The organism is Myxacorys chilensis, assembly GCF_059505265.1.
The window spans coordinates 118,719-139,349 of the sequence record NZ_JCACKG010000124.1 but is presented as its reverse complement, the minus strand read 5'-3'; the positions used below and the strand labels follow the sequence as shown (position 1 = coordinate 139,349).

Below are 20,631 nucleotides of genomic sequence, written 5' to 3'. Positions count from 1 at the left end.
CTACCAAAAATGAAGGGCAGAAGCATCTTGAAGATGCTTCTGCCCTTTTTTATAGTTTGTATTATGAGAAGGATTAGCGCTCGCACCAAAAAATTGTTAAGCAAAATGAAGAATCTGAATGAGAATCTGCCGCTTAGGCAATATGAAAGTGTGATGGTGATGCGAGCTTAAGAAATAAATTAAGCAAAGCGAGACATCATAGCAATGAGTCCAACACAAGTCACAGCAAACAGTAAGACCATTCCGAACGATTGACCAAGGTGCTTTTGAGTAGGTTGCATAATGTTAATTTTTCCTAAAGTTTAGCGAGTTATCTAACAATATCAATCTCGCCAAGGTTTTGTGAGAAACGCAATTTAACTTAAAATCGCTACATCTAACTTTGCAAACTTATCATCTATCACTCAAGAATTAGATTCCAGTTTTACAATCATTCATCTGCTCCTTCATCCGATGCAAAGGCTTGGCTCGGATGAAAGTAGTTATAAATTTGTTGAGCCACTTGCGGACCAATTCCTGGAACTGTTGCCAGTCGAGCAGGGGTGGCTTCTCGAATGTAGTCAACCGAGCGAAACTCAGCGAGAAGTTGCTTCTGGCGATAATGTCCCAACCCCGGAATCTCATCAAGGCTCGATCGCCGCATTCGAGTCGTGCGTTGCTGACGGTGAAAGCTCACAGCAAATCGGTGCGCCTCGTCTCGCAGCCGCCGGAGTAGTTGAACTCCGGGCTGTTCTGCCTCGGTTGGCAACGGCAGCGATTCACCAGGCAGGAAGATCTCTTCGCGCTGCTTTGCCAAACTCACGACTTTGACATCATCGAGCAAATTCATCTCCCGCAAAACAGCAACCACCGCAGAAAGCTGACCTTTTCCGCCATCAATCATAACCACATCTGGAAAGTCTGCCAAGGATGACTGCGCTTTCAGCGTTGAAGGTTGAGAGGCAGGAATGATCGTCTCGCCTCGTGCCTTTGCCGTTGCATACTTCTTAAACCGACGCGAAATCACTTCTGCCATACTTGCAAAATCATCTGAATGCCCAGACGTGATTTTCGGGTTCTTAATTTTGTAGTGTCGGTAATGTTGCTTTGCCGCAATTCCATCGACAAAAACAACTTGAGATGCCACAGCATCTGAGCCTTGAATGTGAGAGATGTCGTAGCCTTCAATCCGACGCGGCAGCTCGGGCAGATCTAGAATTTCTGCCAAATCAAGCATGGCTTGAGTGTTGCGATCGGCAAATCGCTGAGTCCGAGCCAGTTCAAATTCAGCGTTGCGCTCCACCATTTCCAGCAATTCTGCCTTCTTTTGGCGTTGAGGATGCACGATCGCAATCTTTCGTCCTTTGGCCTGACTGAGAAATTCTGCCAGCATCTCCCCTTCTGGCAATTCATGCTGCACCAGAATTTCCGCCGGAATCTCCACCGGATCGACGCTTTGATAGTGTTCTTCTAACACCCGTTGCAGAATGGCTCCGGGTTCTCCCGATTGAGCATCGGCTACAAATCCCAACCGTCCGACGAGGCGACCTGCACGAATTTGAAAGAGTTGAACGCAGGCATGATGTTCATCTGCGGCAAGCGCGATCGCATCTTGCGACACCGTATCATCCGGCAGCGCGACTTTCTGCTCTGCTCCCAAGCTCTTTAGTCCCACAATCTGATCGCGCAATCGCGCCGCGTGTTCAAAATTTAGATCTTCTGCGGCTTTCTCCATTTGAGCGGTGAGAGTCTCCTCCAACTCGCTTGTTCGTCCTTGAAAGATCATGGCGACTTTCTGAACCGTCTTGCGATAATCCTCTGAAGAGATCATGGACCGACAGACGCCAGGACACCTGCCAATGTCGTAGTTCAAACAAGGGCGATCTTTAAACAACGGTTGCGGGCGTTGCCGCAGTGGAAAAATTCGCTTGACTAGATGAAGCGTCGTCCGCAGGGTGCGACTATCGGTGTAAGGACCGTAATAGCGATCGCGCTCCTTTGCCATGCGGCGCTTTCGGGTAATGAAAATTCGAGGATACGCTTCCGACCAGGTGATGCAGAGGTAGGGATACTTTTTGTCATCCTTGAGCAGCACATTGAAGTGAGGCTGATGCTGCCGGATCAAGTTTGCTTCCAGGGCAAGAGCTTCTGCTTCAGTGTCAGTGACAATGACCTCAATCTCCATCACCTGCCGCATCATCAATGCGATCCGAGGTCGAGTGTCATGACCGTTGAAATAGGAGCGGAGGCGCGATCGCAACCGCTTCGATTTGCCAATATACAGAATCTGCTCACTGCTATCCCGCATGTAGTAGACGCCAGGTTCTTGTGGGATCTCCTTAAGGCGTGCTTCTAAACGGTCTGGATCTTGAATTAGAGCGAGTGTTTTTGTGGATGAAGTCACAGAGGTAAGGTAAACTTCAAAGCTTTATATAGAGGAAGCCATGTTTAAATTTTAAATCAATCTGCTCGCTTCATACTGCCGATCACCGAACCGTAGTGATTATAGTCATAGGTATAAATTTAGACTTGCCAGTACGGAAACATGAATTTAGACGAATTTGAGAGTCAGACTCGCGAGAGCCTGGAAATCGCTCTTAATCAGCTACAGGCTGCAATGCTGTTGCTTTCATCCGTGGAATCACAAATCTTGGAGTCAGGAAATACGGTTAAAGAGCTTGGCAGAACAATCGAAACTTACATCGCAAGTCAGCAAAACGGTGTAGAAGTTTCCGCACGCTCTCAGCCGTAGCAACATTAGGCTGAGGCAATCCCCAAATGGCAATCCCCAAATATTGCGTGAGGCAAGGGATGAGAAAGGCTGTTTCAAAAGTCGCTGATCCTCCTCGTTTCGGAAGTCTCTGTAATCGGCTACTGTTCAGAGTTGCCTAATTCTGGTTCTGCCAACTCTTCGCGAATAATCGCAATCAAATCTGTGAGCCGAATCGGTTTAACGAGATATCGCCTTGCGCCTAGATCTAAAGCGCGTTGCTGATCTTTTTGAAATGCATAGGCAGACACAATAATGACTGGGATATGTTGCCACTCTCGATGTTGCTGGAACCGCTCTAGTAGGTAATAACCGTCGATATCTGGCAGTTTCAAGTCCAGCACTATCACGTGAGGGTCAAATTCCGCGATCGCCGACTCGAATAAGCAACCTTCTGCTAAAGCTAGCACACTGTACCCGCAATAACTGAGGTAATCATTCATCAATCGTCGGTTCGCTTCATTGTCCTCAATTAGTAAAACGCGGACTGGAGAATCGGAACCTAGTTCTTGAGTTGTCATCGCGTATGCACCCGTGTTGACTATCATTGTCGGTCAACGATAGAGATTAGGGGAGCGATTTTATTGAAAGGTTGCTACCCATATAAATTCGTCGCCAGCTACGGACAGACTGGCTTGTATAGAATTTCACATCCTTATTCAAACAAACTCAAGTCAATCCGAGCAAATTTACAGAAAATTTCAACTTCAGTTGATCAAGGTGAAGTTGAAATTCAACTCCGCGCCTCCAAGCCAATGCTTGAAGAAAGGTACAAGTATTTTTGTATCGAGAGTGAATGTATTAAGAGTGAGGGTTGAACTGAGAACAAGGTTGTTTAACTCTTAAGGGATGGGTCTAATATCAGGTTAGAGAAGGGCGTTGAACAGGTTGTGGAGTAGATAAAACTGCTCTCGCCATTCGTTCTGGTTCACCTAGCATGACAACCGAACATGTCGCCTGCTGCGCCACCTTAAACGTAATGTCACCGACTAGCAACCCTCCAGCGCTAGTAGGGCGACGTGACGAGCGAAGCACCAGCAAATCACTAGATTGAGAGGCACTTAAAATAGCTCTGGCAACATCCTCGCTAGGGGCAAGTTGCACCTCATACTCATACGTTGGATTGTCTTTCTTAATGAGTAATGCTAGTTGAGAACGAATCCAGGCTTGTTTGTTAGGAGGCGTTCTACGATCGCAGACATGCAAAATAGTCAGCCGTCCCTGATTTTCAGTCGCAATAATTTCAGCGAGTTGCAGTGCCGCGATCGATCGCTGAGTCAAGTTCTCAATCGGAACTAGAATTTGCTGCATGTCGGAAGGGGACTTCAACAACCGGCTCACCGCGACCGGACAATGAGACGACCACAACACAGTGTCAATCACACTTCCAAACAAGCGTTCTTGAAAGCGACTGCGCTTTTGCCAGCCCATCACGATCAGACTAGCATGGTGTTCTCGACTAGAACGGACAATGCCTTGAGCAACCTTGTCATCGATTCTTAGCACAGGTTCAACCTCTGCATTCAAATCCTTCTCGGCATTCAATTCATTGCAGATAGCGGTTGCATTGTCTAGAAGCATCTCACTGCGCTTAATCGCCGCTTGCACAGAAGGGGTATCTAACTGACCCTGGTGGAGCGCGATCGCTAGGGGCAAGATTTGCCCGGGCTGATGATGCGCAATTACTGCCGCCATTTCAAGCAGATACCGCTCTGTATTGGGGTTGGAAATTGGAACAACGATTCTGGACGAATCGAACGTCGCTGAAGCAGAGCCTGAAGCAACCCCTGCGGTCTGGAGATCACTACCTTCTACCCTCAAACCACTAGCAAAGCGACTTGTGAGAACAGGTCCTAATATGGAAGTCACCAACATCAGAATGATGACGGCATTCAAAACTCCTTCTGACAGCAGCCCGACGCGGTATCCGACTAGAGTAGCAGCTAACGTGGCGGCTACCTGGGGTAACGACAACGACCCCATTGTCAGCATTTCTTGCCAGTTATAGCGATAGAGAAGCTTTGCAAATAAGGCTGCTACGAATTTACTTACAATTAAACCCAGTACGATCGCCCCTGTCAGCGCTAGAAGCTGCGGACTAGTCAAGTTTTTGATGAAGGCTGGAACTCGAATTAGCAGCCCCATATCAACAAAGAAAATCGGAATAAATAAAACGCTGCCAACAAAGACAATTTTTTCCTTGACCGGACCGTTGCCGACCACTCCATTCACGGCAAGCCCAGACAAGAACGCACCGACAATCTTCTCAACGCCAATGAGTTGTGCTCCAACTGAAGCTAAAAATAGCGCCAGCAGAACAAATAGAAACTGATTGCCTTCATTGTCGCCAGAGCGCTTAAAGAATTCTCGCCCGGCGCGATCGAACCCGACCAAAATCACAACGGTGTAGATGGCCAATGACCCAAGTAGGATACCCAGCTTGAGCAGGGAAAAGTCTCCTGCATGAATGCCAACGCAAACCGCCAAAACTAACAGCGAACCAATGTCCGTAAAAATGGTTGCACCGATCGTCACGGTCACCGCTTCGTTGCCGACGACGCCCAATCGGCTCACAATAGGATACGCCAGCAGAGTGTGGGATGCCAGCAGCGAACCAATTAAAGCTGATGCATTCCAATCGAAACCGAATAGGCGTCCGATGCCTATTCCAGTCAGCAGCGGAACGAGAAACGTAAATGAGCCAAAGCCGAGTGATCGATTGCGGGTGCGGTTGAATTGTTCAATATCAACTTCTAGCCCCGCTACAAACATCAGGTAGACTAACCCGATGTCTGATAACAGCCGCATTGATTCTGATTCTTGCTTAAGAACTTGTAGTCCGTCGGCACCCAGCACAACACCTGCTGCCAACAGTCCAACTAATCCTGGCAAACGCATCCGCTCAAACAGGAGGGGAATCACCAAAATTACGGCAAGCAGGATGAGGAAAGGAACGATGGGTTCCTGTTGAGTCGGACCAGCAACTAGTAGCATGCAAGATTTGGGGTTAGGGAGGTAAAGCGTTCTGTCGCAACCTTACAGATACCAGGTGACTTTTCTTTCTACAATCTGCCTAGAGATGAATTTGGCTAAGGATCACCCGCAAGCGATCGTAGTCGTCTTTCAGCAACAAACTCAGCATTCGTCCAGCTTGCACAAGCCAAGCCCGATCTGCTTTTCTAAGTTGATAAATTTCTCGAATGGTGGCGGCTGTTAAAGCATCTACTGGAGCGCCCCCAACTTGAAGCAGGGTTCTGAGAAAATCGAGTTGTTCGCTAAACTCAACGACTTCTTGGGCGGTGCATTGATGAACGGCTTGATGAATTTGCGGTGGACGCGGCGGTAGGTGCTGAAAAATGCCCCCTAACGAGGCTCCGTTCTTCTTATGAGTGTTCGCACGATAGCCGATGATCGCGGCGCGAAATTCAGTCTTGAGCATGGCGAAGATTTGCGGCTGTTGTTCTCGCAATTCCTGAAGCGACATGCCTAACGCTCTAGCCCGATGGACGGTATCGATCGGGCTAGTCGTAGCGTGGTAAACCACGGCATAAATCATGTTTCCCGATTCCTCATCCACGGATTTGACCCAACTGCCAAACGGCGGCATCACCGGAAAGCTGAGGTCGTCAGGCTCTAGGCACTGACACAAGAACTCAGTAGTCGCGGTTTCAATCACCTCGGCAATGTGATCTGGCGATCGCTGTTGAGCCGCAAATTGGGGAAGCGGAAGACGCATAGTTCGTTATTTTTTCTTTTTGCTTCCGCTTTCAACAAGCTCTAGCTCAGTCATACGGAAGGTCACAAGTTTGTCCCAGTTGCCGCCCTCAAACAGAACGGCAACCTTGCCGTCGCTGACTCGTTGAACCAGGCCTTGAAAGCCGTAATAAGTATCATCACCGTTTGTGACCCGAACGGCAGCACCAGGTAAAAGCATAATGAATGGGAAAAAGAAGGGATTCACTCTCAAGTCTACAAGCCGAGGCTTGCTTGTGGGCATAAATCTCGATTTTTGGGTGTCTCCAGTGCCCTTAAAACTTCAACCGTTGCCTAAAGTTGGCAACCGATTCGACCAATCCAAGGGCGAGAAAATTCATTAACAACGCAGCATTTCCGTAACTCAGCCACGGCAGGGGAATTCCAGTAACTGGAGAAAGATTGATTGTCATGCCGATGTTAATGGTGACCTGAAAGACAATCATCGAAAAAACTCCGACCGCGATCAGAGAACCAAAGTCGTCTTTGGCGTTTTGAGCGATAACTAGTAATCGGTAGCAAATCAGCAGAAATGATAGAAGGACAGCCGCCGCTCCAATAAAACCGAGTTCTTCGCCGATCGCCGTGAAAATAAAGTCGGTGTGCTGTTCGGGAATGAAGTTTAGCTGGGTCTGTGTGCCTTTGTAGAGTCCTCGTCCCCAAAGTTCTCCAGCCCCGATCGCAATTCTGGACTGAATTAAGTGATACCCGCCCCCAAGCGGGTCTTGCTCTGGGTTTCTAAACATGACGATGCGAGCTTTCTGATAGTCCTTGAGAACAAACTGCCAGAGGACGCGCCCCAATCCTCCCGCTAGAAGATTCAGTACAACGGGAGCTAACGTGCCATAGCGTTTCCAAGGCAACGTTCTCCAAGCCACAAATCCGATTAACAGAATCCAAACCGCGATCGCGGCAATTCCGACTCCCCAAACGGGCAGCAGCATATTAAACAGAATCGCTGAAATGATGGGAGAGATGAGCAGGAGTAGCCATCCTGGGTTAGCATTTCCCCAGTAGAGCATCCCAATTGCGATGGCTCCAAATACCAAGGATGTGCCTAAATTAGGTTCTAAAAAGATGAGTATCCACGGTACACCAGCAACGGCTAGAACCTTGATCACCATTGGAATGGTGGACGCCGATCGCTGATGCAGCATGGCTGCGATCGTAATAATAATTCCCAGCTTGGCAAACTCAGAGGGTTGGAGGTAGAACCCGAAGATGTTGATCCAGCGCTGCGCCCCTAGTCCTTCGGTTCCAAAGAACATGACCAGCAGCAACATGCTGTTGGTTAAGCCGTAGACCCACCATTTCCACTGCAATAACTGGTCGTAGCGCCACCGCGCGATCAGCAACGCCAAAATAATGCCAATGCCGCCCGTGATCCAATGCCGCCACCAGTCCGTTAATCCAGCGTTTGCCTCCACGCTGCTGATCATGAGTCCGCCTAAAATGTTCAAGCCAATAGGGACTGCAAACAGCAGCCAGTCCATTTCTTGCCACGGCTGCAACAGCCCCTTGAGATAAGGCGGTAAGAACGATTTGGATTTGCGGAACATAGCGTTGGGATATGGGGAGATAGGGGCGGAGACGAACCCTCTTGATTGCCCTTGATGTCGAAGATGTCGTCGAAATGCCGATCTTTCTAAAATCAAGTCAGTGCGGCAACCGATACTCTAGCAGCGATTTGCCCTGCGATCGCAATGAGCGCTTTGGCAGACGCAGAATCCGGAGCGGCAACGACAATCGGAATGCCGCGATCGCCACCTTCCCGCAAGGAAATTTCTAGCGGAACGCAGCCAAGTAATGGAATATCCAGCTCTTGAGCCGTCTTTTCGCCGCCCTGAGAGCCAAAAATGTCGTACTGCTTATCGGGCAGATCCGGCGGAATAAAGTAGCTCATGTTCTCAACAATTCCCAGTACGGGAACGTTCAGTTGCTGGAACATTTTTAAGCCGCGACGAGAATCGAGCAGAGCAACGGTTTGAGGGGTGGTCACAATAACCGCTCCTGCCATAGGCACAGCTTGCGCCATCGTCAGTTGCGCATCTCCGGTTCCAGGGGGCATATCGACGATCAAATAGTCCAAATCGCCCCACTGCACTTGGTATAAGAATTGGCGAATCACTCCATTTAACATAGGACCGCGCCAGATCACGGGCTGATCTTTGTCAATCAAAAAGCCCATCGACACCAGCTTCACGCCGTGATTAAACGCAGGCTCCAGAATTTCGCCTTGAGGGGACTGCCGCACTGTGATGCTAGAGCCTTCCAACCCGAGCATAGTCGGCGCGTTGGGGCCGTAAATGTCGGCGTCAATCAGTCCGACTTTTGCCCCGGTTTGGGCCAACGCAACGGCCACGTTTACCGCGACAGAGCTTTTGCCAACGCCGCCCTTGCCGCTAGAAACTGCAATGATGTTCTTAACACCTTCGATGCCAACGCGATCAGGTAATCCTTTTTGCTGAGGCGTTTCAGCCGTCACGTCTACTTCGACGTGCTTCACATCGGGTAGCGTTTTCACGGCCCGCTCGCAGTCTTCTACAATAAACTGCCGCAATGGACAAGCAGGCGTTGTCAAAACCAGGGTAAAGCTTACGGTTCCATCCTCAACTTTGACATTGCGAATCATATTCAGTTCCACCAAACTCTTTCGCAGTTCGGGGTCTTGAACGGGTTTAAGGACTTCTAAAACAGATTCAGAACTGAGGGTTGTCGGCATGTTTTGAGCAGGATGCGATCGCTGGGCGGTTTAGGTAAATTGCTCAGCAAGGAAATGTGACGTAAAAAGCGTCTTTTCGATCTTACCGCTATGCGGAGGTCTCCTCCAGGAATAAAAAAACGGATTAGAAGTCAAAACAGCCTTGTTGCGACGGTTTGTGAGGAATTTCTCGCTCTGGATGCTCTGCCGCTTCAGCTAAATCAGAGGCAACTCTAGCGGCATAGGGCTTAATAATTGACCAAATTAAGGGGGATAACCATCCATGTAGCGTCATTGAGTAGGTCACCCGAGTGCCGCAAAGGGTTGACTTAATTTCGTAAGTCACCCGTTCTTCAATGCCGGGAATGGCGAGAATTCGGACTTTCAAAAGTTCGCCTGGATCAACCCGCTCGACAAAGATCCGAATCGGAAAGGGTGACAGTCGAGTCACAGCTTCATAGATTAATCCAGGCTTAGCAACCAGTCCACGAGGCACATTGGTGCTGGACAGTAAGGGATGCCAGGATACGTCATCGAGATCGATAATCTTCTTCCATAGAACATCCACCGAGGCAGTACTAACCGCTTGATAGGTTTTGGCGAGCGATCGCTGCACGCGACGCTGCCTGCGCCGGAAGAATTTCCACGGACTATAAAACATGGCTATCCTCCTTAAAATGGGATAACAGGTGACGATCAATCAGACAAGAAGCGATATAAGCTCAGCGATCCGATGCTGGATATCTTCTAAAAGCTTACGTGAGAGCGATAACTTCGCAAGATTCGCAGGCCCACCTCATCAAGCCTTTAAAGATGACGTTCATCTGTTATAGCGAAAATGGCGCGTTCATAGAACTTAACGATGCTCAAATAGTTCTACACTCAATCATTCTGCTTTCTAAAGGCTCATTCTGGTTTCCGGATAGCCGCTAGAGGTGATTTTGATCGCCAATCCACGATAGTCTGGATAAATCTGCATTTGCGGAGTGCTGACTCTTAACTGGATTGCTAAATGGTTGCAATAAGTTGAGTAAAGTTATGTTGCCGCCGACCCAGAGCCTTCGCTGCGCTCTTTGCCACCTAATAAAACGCTATTTTCTGTTCAGGAACCGCAATATATGACTGCTTTTTCCACCTCAGAAAAAACTACCTCCCAAGCACTACCTCCGTCGGATTCTCGCGATCGTGTTAGTCATTGGCTTAAATCTTTTCAGGATAAGATTTGCCAAGGGTTAGAAGCCGTTGACGGCGCAGGCAAATTTCAAGAAGATAGCTGGGAGCGTCCGGAAGGTGGCGGTGGGCGATCGCGAGTCATGCGCGAGGGAAATGTATTTGAACAAGGCGGCGTTAACTTCTCGGAGGTTTGGGGAAAGGATCTACCGCCCTCGATTTTAGTGCAACGTCCAGAAGCAAAGGGTCACAGCTTCTATGCCACCGGAACGTCGATGGTGTTGCATCCACGTAACCCCTATATTCCGACGGTTCACCTCAACTATCGTTATTTTGAAGCAGGCCCCGTATGGTGGTTTGGTGGCGGCATTGACCTAACGCCTTACTATCCGTTTGAAGAAGATGTCATCCACTTTCACCAAACCTTGAAGTCGGCGTGTGATGCTCACCATCCGGAGTACTATCCGACCTTTAAGCTATGGTGTGATGAGTATTTTTACCTTAAGCACCGCAATGAGACCCGTGGCGTCGGCGGAATTTTCTTTGACTACCAGGACACTCAAGGAATTCTCTATCCAGTCTCCTATCCGGGTTCTCAGTTAGATAGCCCTGCTGCTCATCGAAGTCAGGCAGCCGGTACGGTGAAAGATCGGACGTGGGAAGATTTGTTTGCGTTTGTGCAGTCGTGCGGCAATGCCTTTTTGCCCGCTTATGTGCCGATTGCAGAACGTGGTCGGAATACCGAGTATGGCGATCGCGAGCGCAATTTCCAACTTTATCGACGCGGGCGCTACGTCGAATTCAACTTGGTTTACGATCGCGGCACAATCTTTGGGTTGCAAACCAACGGACGGACTGAATCGATTCTGATGTCCTTACCGCCTTTGGTGCGATGGGAGTATGGGTTTGAGCCACAACCTGAAAGTCCAGAAGCCCGCCTCTATGATATTTTTCTCAAGCCTCAAGATTGGGTGAACTGGTCAGCCCATTGAGCTAGAGTGTGAGCGATCGCTACAGGTGTTGAAAATCAGCACGTTCTCTAGGCTTCCCTATTTGGTAGGACTGAAAATTTTGCATGGAACCGTCGGCTCAGCAAGTCGGCGGTTTTGTTTGTCTTTGCTTTTCGGAGTTGCACCTTTGTGAAATGTTTTTGACAGTAGTATTTTTGACAGTAGTAAAGGTGAGAGAGTTCACCTCGGTGAACTCGATCTGCAGCTAGTAAGTTAAAGATTTCGTGAAACTGTAGGACTGGGAATTGCGCTTTCTGATTCTAATGAAGTACTGTTTCAACTAACGCATCAAAGTGAAATTGTTAAGCAGCAACAGAAAAGCGACAGAAAGGCTCGTAGCTTCAAAGGCTAGACTAAAAAGTCTGTTGTATGCATCTTTCAGGGGTTTTCTATCTTACTTCCCGACTGGTCTAGTATTTTTGTCACAGCAGTTGTCTTGAATGACAAGTCTAGTTTCAGCTCTAAGTTTTAGTTAAAGGGTAGCTCTCCGATAACCTTCTTGTCTTAAAGGTTGTCTTCACGTTTAATTAATTATCGAGAGTGCAGCAATGCTCCCTACTGTATCTCGTTCGGAAGCGAAACGTGATGTTCGCTCCCCAGCGTTCATCTGTTTTCAAAAAGGATTATCTATTAGAGGACTACGAGTTGTTCTCCTGGGGTCAGATCTTGTATTAGTAGCGATCGCGTGGCAAATCGCAGCAGCAGTAAGTACTCCTTGGCTACCCACTTGGGACTTTCAAGAAAATCCGCTTGCGCCGCTCCTTGTTCTTTGTGTTGAGTTAGGTGTTCTCGTTACTGGAGACTTTTATAAATCTGGTGCATCTCGCCGGAATTACATAGGGCTGATCAAAGCATTGACGATCGCGCAGGTCTTGCTGTTGTTGATCGCCTACTTTTACCATCCTGGTCAGTTCATTTCGCGATCGCACTTCATTACATTCTGGTTACTCAGCATTGTTTTCATTTGCGCGAATCATCTTGTTGCCGATCTCTCTATCAATCTATTGCGGCAGAAAGGGGCGATTCGCTATCCAGTATTTCTCATTTCTGATGGCGAAGAGTTAGAAGGCTCGACTCGCATCATTCTCAAAGAAAACCGCTATAACATTGTTGGAAGCGCTGGGATAAAGTCGCTCAGCAGTTCTGAACGTGAGAAGACGTTTGCAAAAATTCAGGCGTTGGGAGTTGTAGAAGCATTTGTCTCGTGGAGGGCAATTCAGGATCAATTGTTTCTTTGCTGGCAATTTCAATCGGCAGGAATTACTTTGCACGTCATTCCACTTGGGCTAGAATCCCTGTTTCAGGGGTCGCGGTTTTGGACGTTGGGACAATTTCCAGCCTTGAGCTTTTCACCGCCTTCGATTACAAGCATCGATTTTTTGATCAAACGATCCCTCGATTTCTTAGGCACGGTGATTTTTCTAAGCATTTTGTTTCCCGTTTATGCTGCGATCGCGCTACTGATCAAACTTGACTCACCGGGATCAATCTTCTATCGACAAACTCGAATTGGGCTGCATGGCAAACCGTTTGAGGTCTGGAAATTCCGCACAATGGTACAGAATGCGGACGAACTGCAAAAGTCACTGGAGGCTCAGAATGACGTAAAAGATGGAATTCTATTCAAGATGAAGCGTGATCCTCGGGTGACTCGCGTTGGAGATATCCTCAGGCGATATAGTCTGGATGAATTGCCACAGCTATTTAACGTAGCACTGGGCGAAATGAGTTTTGTCGGTCCTCGCCCGTTACCTGTACGTGATGTCGAAAAATTTGCTTCTCATCATTTTGTGCGTCATGAGGTGTTGCCAGGAGTTACAGGGCTTTGGCAGGTTTCGGGGCGCTCGAACATAAATAACTTTGAGGACGTAATTCAGTTAGATCTGGCTTACATCCAAAATTGGTCGCTCTGGTTGGATTTGAAGATACTGCTGAAAACGGTTCAAGTCGTGCTTTGCAGAACGGGAGCTTATTGATGTCGAACCCTAACTGGCGCTGATGGTTGAGAGAGTTAAATTTCTACTGTGTGGCTTCTCCGATATCAAACGGTTTGAATCTTTTTAGAAAACTCAATGGACTCTATGACAGACGCCGCTAAACCAATTCATACTCAATCCACTCTTAACTCTGATATCCATCAGGAGTTGAACGGTGTTGAGCCAAACTTAACTGATTCGCCAAGCGGCGTAGACGATTCCTCTAATGCCATTGATGCTGAACTGGTTTCTGTGGAAAACGCCACTAATCTGACGTACTGTACCAGTGATGTCTCTATGGCAGAGGGGTTCTTCGCCTACTACGAGTCATTTGTTGAGCGTTCGATTGAAGATCCCTTGCTTTGGCACAGTCAGACTTTTGGAGTGAATTCAGAACCGCCGACCGCTTGGCGTCATCCTTGGGTAAAAGTTGGGTTAATTGGGGTTGGAGGGTTATCTACGATCGCGGTTACAGGATCTCTTTTGCTAAAAGGAGCGGCTCAACCCACGCTAACTAGAGATACTAACGCGACGCTCAATCAGAAGAACTCAGCGACTCAATCTCCTCGGGTTAGCTCGTCTGCTGTTGCACCTCCCGCTTCGACAATGGAGCTTTCGGGCGGAGCCCCTTCACCAGGAATCACGAAAGTTCGGATTCCTAAAGTCATCAGTCCCGCGATTCGCGCTCCGTTGCCTGGTCAAGTCATTAGTCGTCAGTCGATTGATTTACAATCCCTTTCTAGTCCATCGGCTAAGCTGCCTAATCCTAAAACTTCCCAAAGGCGCGCACCTAATACTCGTTCTGTTTCACCCAAAAACATCTCTACCTCAACCACGATCGTTGCTCGTCCAATTCGTTCTGATTCATCTTCAGCAACCCCCCTGCCAACCTTGACTCCATCTGCGCCAGAGTGGGTGCAAGGACAGCTAAATTCAGCTCACCGAACATCTAACTTAAGGACTGGTGAATCGGCTGCTTTAACCCCTAAAGAGCCTGTCTACGGGTTGTCTTCTGAATCCATTCTAACGTCACCTTCTGAAGCCACTCCGCGATCGCAGTCAAATTCAAAAGATTTAAGCCCCCAATTGCAACTCCTGCGCTCTGCTGAACTGGATCAACCGGGTACGGAGCTTGGCAAAGCCACAATCCCCGGAAGCTTGGCTCCGGGTTCTAAATTTCCTAAAGCAGAATCACTCCCCTTGCCGCCGTTTACAAAGTTACTCCTTAAAGACGCCCAATCTGCGCTTAAGCTGAACGAAATTAAGGCAAGAGTAGATGTAAATCGTCGAAATGTCACCTTAGGCAACGTGTCTCCAGAGATTAGCCAAAGCATTAATGCCGCACAGACGATTCGCCATTTTCTAGACGTATCTAAAAAACTGCCTAAAGATCTCAATATTGCCGTTGTACCGCTTACTCAGCAGGCCACAACTGTAATTCCTAGGGCGAACGAATTAGGTGATTTTCAGGTGTTTCGATTGCCAATGAAGGATTACGAGAACGCTTGGGCTAGGTTTACCCAAGAAGCTAAGCAAGTTGTGTCTGTTCCAGAGTTTGGATTTATTGATTATCAGCAACAAGTTATTGTTTTGCCATTGACTTAGGCGTTGTTTGTGCTTAGCTACGTTTCTCAAATTGATTCGATAAGGTTCCGGAGAAAGTAAGCCCACCTCGTAATCAGGTAAAGAATGCTCCCTTCTACCCCCCCTCTCCTCTCCATGGACGCGATTGATTATTCTGAAGAGATTAGTTTTCAGAAGTACTGGTTGGTGTTGAAGCGCCGATGGCTTTTGATCGCACTCATTTCCAGTAGTTTGCTTGGGCTGTCTGCTTTCTACGCTCTCACCAGAGCGCCTGTCTATGAAGCAGCCGGAAAGCTGCTATTCAAGTCAGATAAAACGTCTACACTCGTGGGGATTAAGTCGGATTCAGGACAGCTAGAGGCGTTGACCCAAAAAAGCGATCCGTTAAGCACACAGGCAGAACTTCTGCGCTCTCTCTCGATCGCCAGGGAAACGATTGAATCGCTCAATCTAACTGACAATCAAGGCAAACGGCTGACTCCTAAAGCATTTTCCAATCTTCTGATTGCTAAACCTGTAGTGGGAACTGATATTTTGCAGTTAACTTACAGGGCAAAAAACCCAGAGCTTGCAGCAACGGTAGTGAATCGAGTCATGCAAGCTTATCTCAAAGACAACGTTACGTTCAATCGGAAGGAAGCTGTATCGGCGAAGAAATTTATTGTAGAGCAGTTACCGGAAACCGAGAAAGCGGTTAACCAAGCGGAAGCAAATCTGCGTCAGTTTAAAGAGGCGAATGGCATTGTTGCCTTAGAGCAAGAAGCATCGGCTACGGTAACAGGATTATCAACGCTAGATAAAGAGATTACAGATACACAAGCGGAATTAACGCAAGCTAATGCCCGAACGTCTGAACTTCGTAGCCAAGTGGGAATGGATGCAAAAACGGCACTGGCGATTACAGCGCTCAATCAGTCAGAGAATGTTCAGAAAGCCTTGACAGAAATTCAGCAAGTGCGGGCAAAACTGGCGAAACAACGAACAATCTACAGCCCAAAGCATCCTGAAATTGATCTGCTGCAACGTCAGGAGACGGCAGCAAGAGGAGTTTTGCAAGAGCAGGTCGCTGAAATTTTGGGAGCAAATTTACAAGTGCCGAACGGCAAGCTGCAAATCGGAACGACAGCGCAAAGTCTGGTGGCTGATTTAGCAAAAGCTGAGGTAGAGCGGTTTAGTTTGGCGCAACGACTTCAGGCACTCGCGCGATCGCAGTCAGCTTATCTAGCGCGATCGCAGAGTTTACCTGCCTTAGAAAAGACACAACGGGAATTAGAACGTCAGCTAGACGCGGCACAAACAACTTACAAAACGCTGTTAACAAAGTTGCAAGAAGTGCAGGTTGCTGAAAATCAAGCGGTGGGGAATGCCACCATTGTATCGGCGGCGGAAGTGCAGCCCGAACCAGTGGAGTCTAAAACGTTGCTTTATTTGGTGGCGGGTGGTGTCGCGGGGCTACTGCTTGGAACTGCTACAGCGTTCTTAGTGGACTATAGCGATCGCTCGGTGAAGACGCTGCGAGAAGCCAGAGAGTTGTTTCAGTACACGCTGCTAGGTGTGATTCCAACGGTTGGAGATTCTGAGCGGCTCGGCGGCGATCAGGCGATTCCTCAAGTCATTTCTCGCGATCGCCCAAGTTTTGCAGCGCAAGAAGCCTACCAAATGCTCCATGCGAATCTACGCTTTTTGACCTCTGATAAACAGTTGAAGTCGATTGTGGTGACAAGCTCAGCTCGCAAAGAAGGGAAGTCTACGATCGCGGCGAATTTGGCAACAGCGATGTCTCAAGTTCAACGGCGGGTGCTGCTGGTGGATGCAGACTTGCGCTACCCCTGCCAGCACCATGTGTGGAGTGTGTTGAATCAGGTCGGGTTGAGTAATTTGATCGTGGGTCAGGTGAAATTTCGGGATGCAGTGCAGGTCATTACGCCTCATTTGCATGTTATGACGTCTGGTGTGCTTCCGCCTAATCCGTTAGCGTTGCTCGATTCTAAACGCATGGCAGATCTGATCGAATCCTTCACTCAGGACTATGATTTTGTCATTTTTGATGCACCAACGCTTTCTGGAACGGCAGATGCAACGGTACTTAATAAGATGACAGATGGAAGTTTATTGGTGGTTCGTCCGGGCGTCATTAATGCAGCGGATGGGAAAGCAGCGAAACACTATTTAGCTCAGTCAGATCAAACCGTTTTGGGAATGGTGGTCAATCACTTTGATACTGGAAATGAGCCGGATAGTTACTTCTACTACAACAAAGAAATGGAGCCTACCGTTCAATCAGAGCGGGATATAAGCGTGAGCGATTCGTTGAATCAGCGATAGTTTTTGAGTTTCATTTTCTAATTCGTTTCAGGTTGAATTCTAGTATCTCCAGTAATTCAAAAGAAGTTTCATGTTGAATCTTAATTTGCTTTTTGGCTTTTTCCGCTTATTCTCAAGTATGTTGTTTTTAATCACTATATTCCCATTATTAAATATGCTTGCAAGAGCCAGCGTATTATGTTATCATTTCGTCAGGAGCGCTCCAAAATTTAGATAGACTAAACGATTTTTTTGCTTGAGATTGCTGCTTCTAAAAGCGTTGAACTAAATGTTCAATTGATGTGAAAGAAATTTCAACTAATCTAACAACTGGATAGAGTAGGTGATTTGTTTGGAGTGAGCTTTGATGATCTTCGGATCTCAGTTTCTCCGCCGTAACCTTTCCTTGGCGTTGAACGTGTGCAGCTTAGGAAGGTCGAATCGCAGGATAAGTGTAACCGAAAACGAAAGCGATCGCTGCGACGCGCTATTTATCGCCCAGTCCATGGTTGTTATTTAGATAGTGTGAGTCAGAAGCACAAAATATTTGCCGATTGCCCTGGGCAATTGCGGTAACGGGGCATAGGGCGACGCAGTGCGCTGATGCTGATTGCGAGTCAAACAACGGTTGCTCAGAACGGGGAGTGGCTAGAAGCGTTTTGGTGCGAGCACTGTCAGAGCAATCAGTGATTTCATGTGCGGAAAGTGGGAGAGCGAGACTATTAGCTATCGCCTCCTTCAGTGGAGATGTGGAAACGGTGAGCGGCGTGATTGATCCACATGGAAATCCATCGGTGAGCGAATTCACACAGCGACAATCCAGGATAGTTGGATGTGGAGGGGCCAAAGATTTCAGGTTTATTCGGTGAGCTGCAAACGAGGCGCACTTCAACGGTTCTCGACACAGCTTAAAAGCAGTTGGCGGCTCTTAAGTTAATTAAGACAACGTTGGATTTGCGTAACAGTACGATAGTAGAGACGTTTAGCCATTAAAAGGAAATAAAGTTATGGCTCAAATCATGCGAAAGCAGCCCTTCCGGCCCTGCGAACTGAAATCTCTAAAGCTACTCAACATTGGTTGTGGTTATAACTTCCATCCTGCATGGATTAATTTAGATTTAGTTCCTTGTACTCAGGAAGTTCAACGATATGACGCTCGACGGGGACTTCCATTTCCTGACAATGTTGTCGACGCTTGCTACAGTTCTCATGTTCTTGAACATCTTAAGAAGCCAGAAGCAATGGAGTTCTTGCAGCAACAGTTCCGGGTGCTTAAATCAGGCGGAATTATTCGTGTAGTTGTTCCAGATTTAGAAAAAATTACACGAAGTTATCTACATGAACTAGAGCAAGCAGATCTAGGTACCAGTGAAGCACAAACAAATTATGATTGGATGATGCTAGAGTTGCTCGACCAAGTGGCGCGTGATGTGCGTGGGGGGCAGATGGGTGAATATCTTCAATATCTGAAAGATGTTGAAAACCAAAATTTTGTGCTTTCACGAGTTGGAACCGAAATAGAATACTGTGAGAATGGCTTTCAGATGACGTTAAAGCAGAAACTAGCAGGGATGAGTCTGAGTCACTTAATCCAGAAAGCAAGATATGAGATCGCTGGATTGGTTGTTGCAATAATTGCTGGAAAAGCTGCTCAAAAAAGCTTTCAAGAAGGCATATTTCGTAACGCTGGCGAAGTTCATCATTGGATGTACGATCGATTCTCCTTAAAGCGTCTACTGCAACAAACAGGATTTCAGGACATTAAAGTTTGTTGCCCAGACGAGAGCCAAATTCCTGATTTTAATCAATATGGTCTTGATGTTTTAGAGGGCAAAGCTAAAAAACCTGACTCGTTATTCATTGAAGGTGTCAAGCCCAATCTAGATTAGGGCTAAACTGTTATAGAACTCCTACTAAATTGAGCTAATTGAACTTAGTTCAATTAGCTCAATCACAAAATTTTTATCCTTTGAAATGCGGCTGGAAGGCTCAATTGGGGCTTAAGTTTGATGCAGATTTTCGCTTTTCAAACTAATTAATTACATGCTTAGTAAACTTGCGAATATTAAACGAAAGGTTACTCCTGGTACACGTCAAATAATTGGTAATGGCTTATGGTTAACTGCTGATAAAGTTCTGCGAATGTTGGTCGGACTATTAATAGGTATTTGGGTTGCACGATATCTTGGAGTGGAGCAGTTTGGGCTTCTGAATTATACGATCGCATTTGCTGCTTTTTTTACGCCCATCGCGGCGCTGGGCTTAGACAGTATTGTGATCCGTGAAATTGTTCAGCATCCTACTCGAAAGAATAGTTTGCTGGGCTCTGCATTTTGTCTGAAGCTATCTGGCGGCTTAATTGGCACTCTGCTAGCAACTATCAGTATTTACTTCTTTCGCTCTGATACTTTAAGTCGATCGCTTGTTCCCATCCTCACAGCAGGATTTGCCTTTCAGTCGTTTGAGGTCATTGATCTTTGGTTTCAATCACAAGTCCAAGCTAAGAATACAGTTTTAGCTAGAAATACTGCGTTTGCTATCACAACGGTTCTCAAGGTTATTTGTCTTCAACTTCATGCACCTCTTGAAGTGTTCGCTTATCTCTATTTGACAGAGGTCATTCTGAGCGTTTTAGGATTAGTGGTCGTCTATAAAATTCAAAATCAGCGATTTGGCCTATGGAAAATCGATGCCAAGCTAATGCGGCAGTTGCTCAAAGACAGTTCCCCTCTAATTTTCTCAGGCATTGCAATCCTGATTTACATGAAAATTGATCAAATCATGATAGGTCAGATGCTAGGTGATAGAGCCGTTGGTGTCTATTCAGCAGCGTTGAGGGTTTCCGAAGTTTGGTATTTCATTCCAGTTGCAGTTGCGTCCTCAGTCTCACCTGCCATTATCAAAGCAAGACAAGTCGAGCCTAAGCAGTATTACCAAAAAATCCAGACAGTTTTTGATGGAATGGTTCTAATTTCCTACTCTATCTCCATTGCTATGAGTTTTCTGGCAGAACCAATTATCTTGAGGCTATATGGCTCGGACTATTCAGAAGCGATCCCTATCTTAGTTACACACATTTGGGCTTCTGTATTTGTCTTCTTGGGAGTTGCTAGAAGTATTTGGTTAACTGCTGAAAACTTAGTGATTTTTTCTCTGAAAACGACTGTCATAGGAGCGATTGTCAACGTTGGGTTAAATATGATCCTAATTCCAAAATATGCTGGCTTGGGTGCTGCGATCGCAACCGTAGTTGCTTATTTATTCGCAGTTTTGCTTTCATGTGCATTTTATCCACGATTACGGAGCATTGGCAAATTGATGCTTAATGCGCTGACCCTCGTTTGGGTGTTTAAAGCTATGAAATCTATATCTCGATAAACATGG

15 protein-coding genes are annotated in these 20,631 nt (G+C 47.1%); 7 read left to right on the top strand and 8 right to left on the bottom strand.

All coding sequences use genetic code 11. The annotated features are described in order from the left end of the window. Positions 1 to 430: 430 nt before the first annotated feature. A complete protein-coding gene (uvrC, locus tag AC5JLB_RS09435; protein WP_495873575.1) occupies positions 431 to 2,383 on the bottom strand; it encodes an excinuclease ABC subunit UvrC in 1,953 nt (650 codons plus the stop codon). 141 nt (positions 2,384 to 2,524) lie between these two features. Between uvrC and AC5JLB_RS09430 the strand changes: the two genes are divergently transcribed. Next, complete coding sequence (locus tag AC5JLB_RS09430) at positions 2,525 to 2,731, top strand: hypothetical protein (RefSeq protein ID WP_495873574.1); 207 nt, start codon at positions 2,525 to 2,527, stop codon at positions 2,729 to 2,731. Between the two features lie 119 nt (positions 2,732 to 2,850). On the opposite strand, the gene AC5JLB_RS09425 is transcribed toward AC5JLB_RS09430, so the two are convergent. The 7 genes from AC5JLB_RS09425 to AC5JLB_RS09395 form a co-directional block, all read right to left on the bottom strand. Then, positions 2,851 to 3,270, bottom strand: a complete 420-nt coding sequence (locus AC5JLB_RS09425) for a response regulator (RefSeq protein WP_495873573.1) — start codon at positions 3,268 to 3,270, stop codon at positions 2,851 to 2,853. Between the two features lie 340 nt (positions 3,271 to 3,610). Then, positions 3,611 to 5,743: a cation:proton antiporter domain-containing protein gene (locus tag AC5JLB_RS09420; protein WP_495873572.1), complete on the bottom strand. Its 2,133-nt coding sequence runs from the start codon at positions 5,741 to 5,743 to the stop codon at positions 3,611 to 3,613. 79 nt (positions 5,744 to 5,822) lie between these two features. Then, positions 5,823 to 6,485, bottom strand: coding sequence for an HAS-barrel domain-containing protein (locus AC5JLB_RS09415; protein WP_495873571.1), 663 nt, complete (start codon positions 6,483 to 6,485; stop codon positions 5,823 to 5,825). Positions 6,486 to 6,491: 6 nt separating this feature from the next. Then, on the bottom strand, positions 6,492 to 6,683 hold the full coding sequence (locus AC5JLB_RS09410; RefSeq protein WP_495873570.1) for an NAD(P)H dehydrogenase subunit NdhS: 192 nt from the start codon (positions 6,681 to 6,683) through the stop codon (positions 6,492 to 6,494). A 94-nt stretch (positions 6,684 to 6,777) separates the two neighbouring features. Further along, entirely contained in the window at positions 6,778 to 8,061 is a 1,284-nt protein-coding gene (gene rodA, locus AC5JLB_RS09405; protein ID WP_495873569.1) for a rod shape-determining protein RodA, read from the bottom strand. Positions 8,062 to 8,153: 92 nt separating this feature from the next. After that, positions 8,154 to 9,224, bottom strand: coding sequence for an iron-sulfur cluster carrier protein ApbC (gene apbC / locus AC5JLB_RS09400; RefSeq protein WP_495873568.1), 1,071 nt, complete (start codon positions 9,222 to 9,224; stop codon positions 8,154 to 8,156). Between the two features lie 124 nt (positions 9,225 to 9,348). Continuing rightward, entirely contained in the window at positions 9,349 to 9,864 is a 516-nt protein-coding gene (locus tag AC5JLB_RS09395) for an SRPBCC family protein (RefSeq protein WP_495873567.1), read from the bottom strand. A gap of 457 nt (positions 9,865 to 10,321) precedes the next feature. On the opposite strand from AC5JLB_RS09395, the gene hemF reads away from it, so the two are divergent. The 6 genes from hemF to AC5JLB_RS09365 all read left to right on the top strand — a co-directional run bounded on the left by hemF (position 10,322) and on the right by AC5JLB_RS09365 (position 20,625). After that, positions 10,322 to 11,365, top strand: a complete 1,044-nt coding sequence (gene hemF / locus AC5JLB_RS09390; protein ID WP_495873566.1) for an oxygen-dependent coproporphyrinogen oxidase — start codon at positions 10,322 to 10,324, stop codon at positions 11,363 to 11,365. Positions 11,366 to 11,931: 566 nt separating this feature from the next. Further along, a complete protein-coding gene (locus tag AC5JLB_RS09385; RefSeq protein WP_495873565.1) occupies positions 11,932 to 13,359 on the top strand; it encodes a sugar transferase in 1,428 nt (475 codons plus the stop codon). Between the two features lie 96 nt (positions 13,360 to 13,455). Next, complete coding sequence (locus AC5JLB_RS09380) at positions 13,456 to 14,964, top strand: hypothetical protein (protein ID WP_495873564.1); 1,509 nt, start codon at positions 13,456 to 13,458, stop codon at positions 14,962 to 14,964. Between the two features lie 114 nt (positions 14,965 to 15,078). Beyond that, the gene (locus tag AC5JLB_RS09375; RefSeq protein ID WP_495873563.1) at positions 15,079 to 17,268 is read left to right on the top strand and encodes a GumC family protein; all 2,190 of its coding nucleotides are present in this window, start codon (positions 15,079 to 15,081) and stop codon (positions 17,266 to 17,268) included. A 986-nt stretch (positions 17,269 to 18,254) separates the two neighbouring features. Beyond that, complete coding sequence (locus tag AC5JLB_RS09370) at positions 18,255 to 19,136, top strand: class I SAM-dependent methyltransferase (protein WP_495873562.1); 882 nt, start codon at positions 18,255 to 18,257, stop codon at positions 19,134 to 19,136. A 154-nt stretch (positions 19,137 to 19,290) separates the two neighbouring features. Continuing rightward, the gene (locus AC5JLB_RS09365; protein ID WP_495873561.1) at positions 19,291 to 20,625 is read left to right on the top strand and encodes a flippase; all 1,335 of its coding nucleotides are present in this window, start codon (positions 19,291 to 19,293) and stop codon (positions 20,623 to 20,625) included. Positions 20,626 to 20,631: the final 6 nt, after the last annotated feature.

What these genes read in the sequence shown, in the direction of transcription:
- AC5JLB_RS09430 (WP_495873574.1), top strand. Translation starts at nt 2,525, where the DNA reads ATGAATTTAGACGAATTTGAGAGTCAGACTCGCGAGAGCCTGGAAATC.
- AC5JLB_RS09425 (WP_495873573.1), bottom strand. Translation starts at nt 3,270, where the DNA reads ATGACAACTCAAGAACTAGGTTCCGATTCTCCAGTCCGCGTTTTACTA.
- AC5JLB_RS09420 (WP_495873572.1), bottom strand. Translation starts at nt 5,743, where the DNA reads ATGCTACTAGTTGCTGGTCCGACTCAACAGGAACCCATCGTTCCTTTC.
- AC5JLB_RS09415 (WP_495873571.1), bottom strand. Translation starts at nt 6,485, where the DNA reads ATGCGTCTTCCGCTTCCCCAATTTGCGGCTCAACAGCGATCGCCAGAT.
- AC5JLB_RS09410 (WP_495873570.1), bottom strand. Translation starts at nt 6,683, where the DNA reads ATGCTTTTACCTGGTGCTGCCGTTCGGGTCACAAACGGTGATGATACT.
- rodA (WP_495873569.1), bottom strand. Translation starts at nt 8,061, where the DNA reads ATGTTCCGCAAATCCAAATCGTTCTTACCGCCTTATCTCAAGGGGCTG.
- apbC (WP_495873568.1), bottom strand. Translation starts at nt 9,224, where the DNA reads ATGCCGACAACCCTCAGTTCTGAATCTGTTTTAGAAGTCCTTAAACCC.
- AC5JLB_RS09395 (WP_495873567.1), bottom strand. Translation starts at nt 9,864, where the DNA reads ATGTTTTATAGTCCGTGGAAATTCTTCCGGCGCAGGCAGCGTCGCGTG.
- hemF (WP_495873566.1), top strand. Translation starts at nt 10,322, where the DNA reads ATGACTGCTTTTTCCACCTCAGAAAAAACTACCTCCCAAGCACTACCT.
- AC5JLB_RS09385 (WP_495873565.1), top strand. Translation starts at nt 11,932, where the DNA reads ATGCTCCCTACTGTATCTCGTTCGGAAGCGAAACGTGATGTTCGCTCC.
- AC5JLB_RS09380 (WP_495873564.1), top strand. Translation starts at nt 13,456, where the DNA reads ATGGACTCTATGACAGACGCCGCTAAACCAATTCATACTCAATCCACT.
- AC5JLB_RS09375 (WP_495873563.1), top strand. Translation starts at nt 15,079, where the DNA reads ATGGACGCGATTGATTATTCTGAAGAGATTAGTTTTCAGAAGTACTGG.
- AC5JLB_RS09370 (WP_495873562.1), top strand. Translation starts at nt 18,255, where the DNA reads ATGGCTCAAATCATGCGAAAGCAGCCCTTCCGGCCCTGCGAACTGAAA.
- AC5JLB_RS09365 (WP_495873561.1), top strand. Translation starts at nt 19,291, where the DNA reads ATGCTTAGTAAACTTGCGAATATTAAACGAAAGGTTACTCCTGGTACA.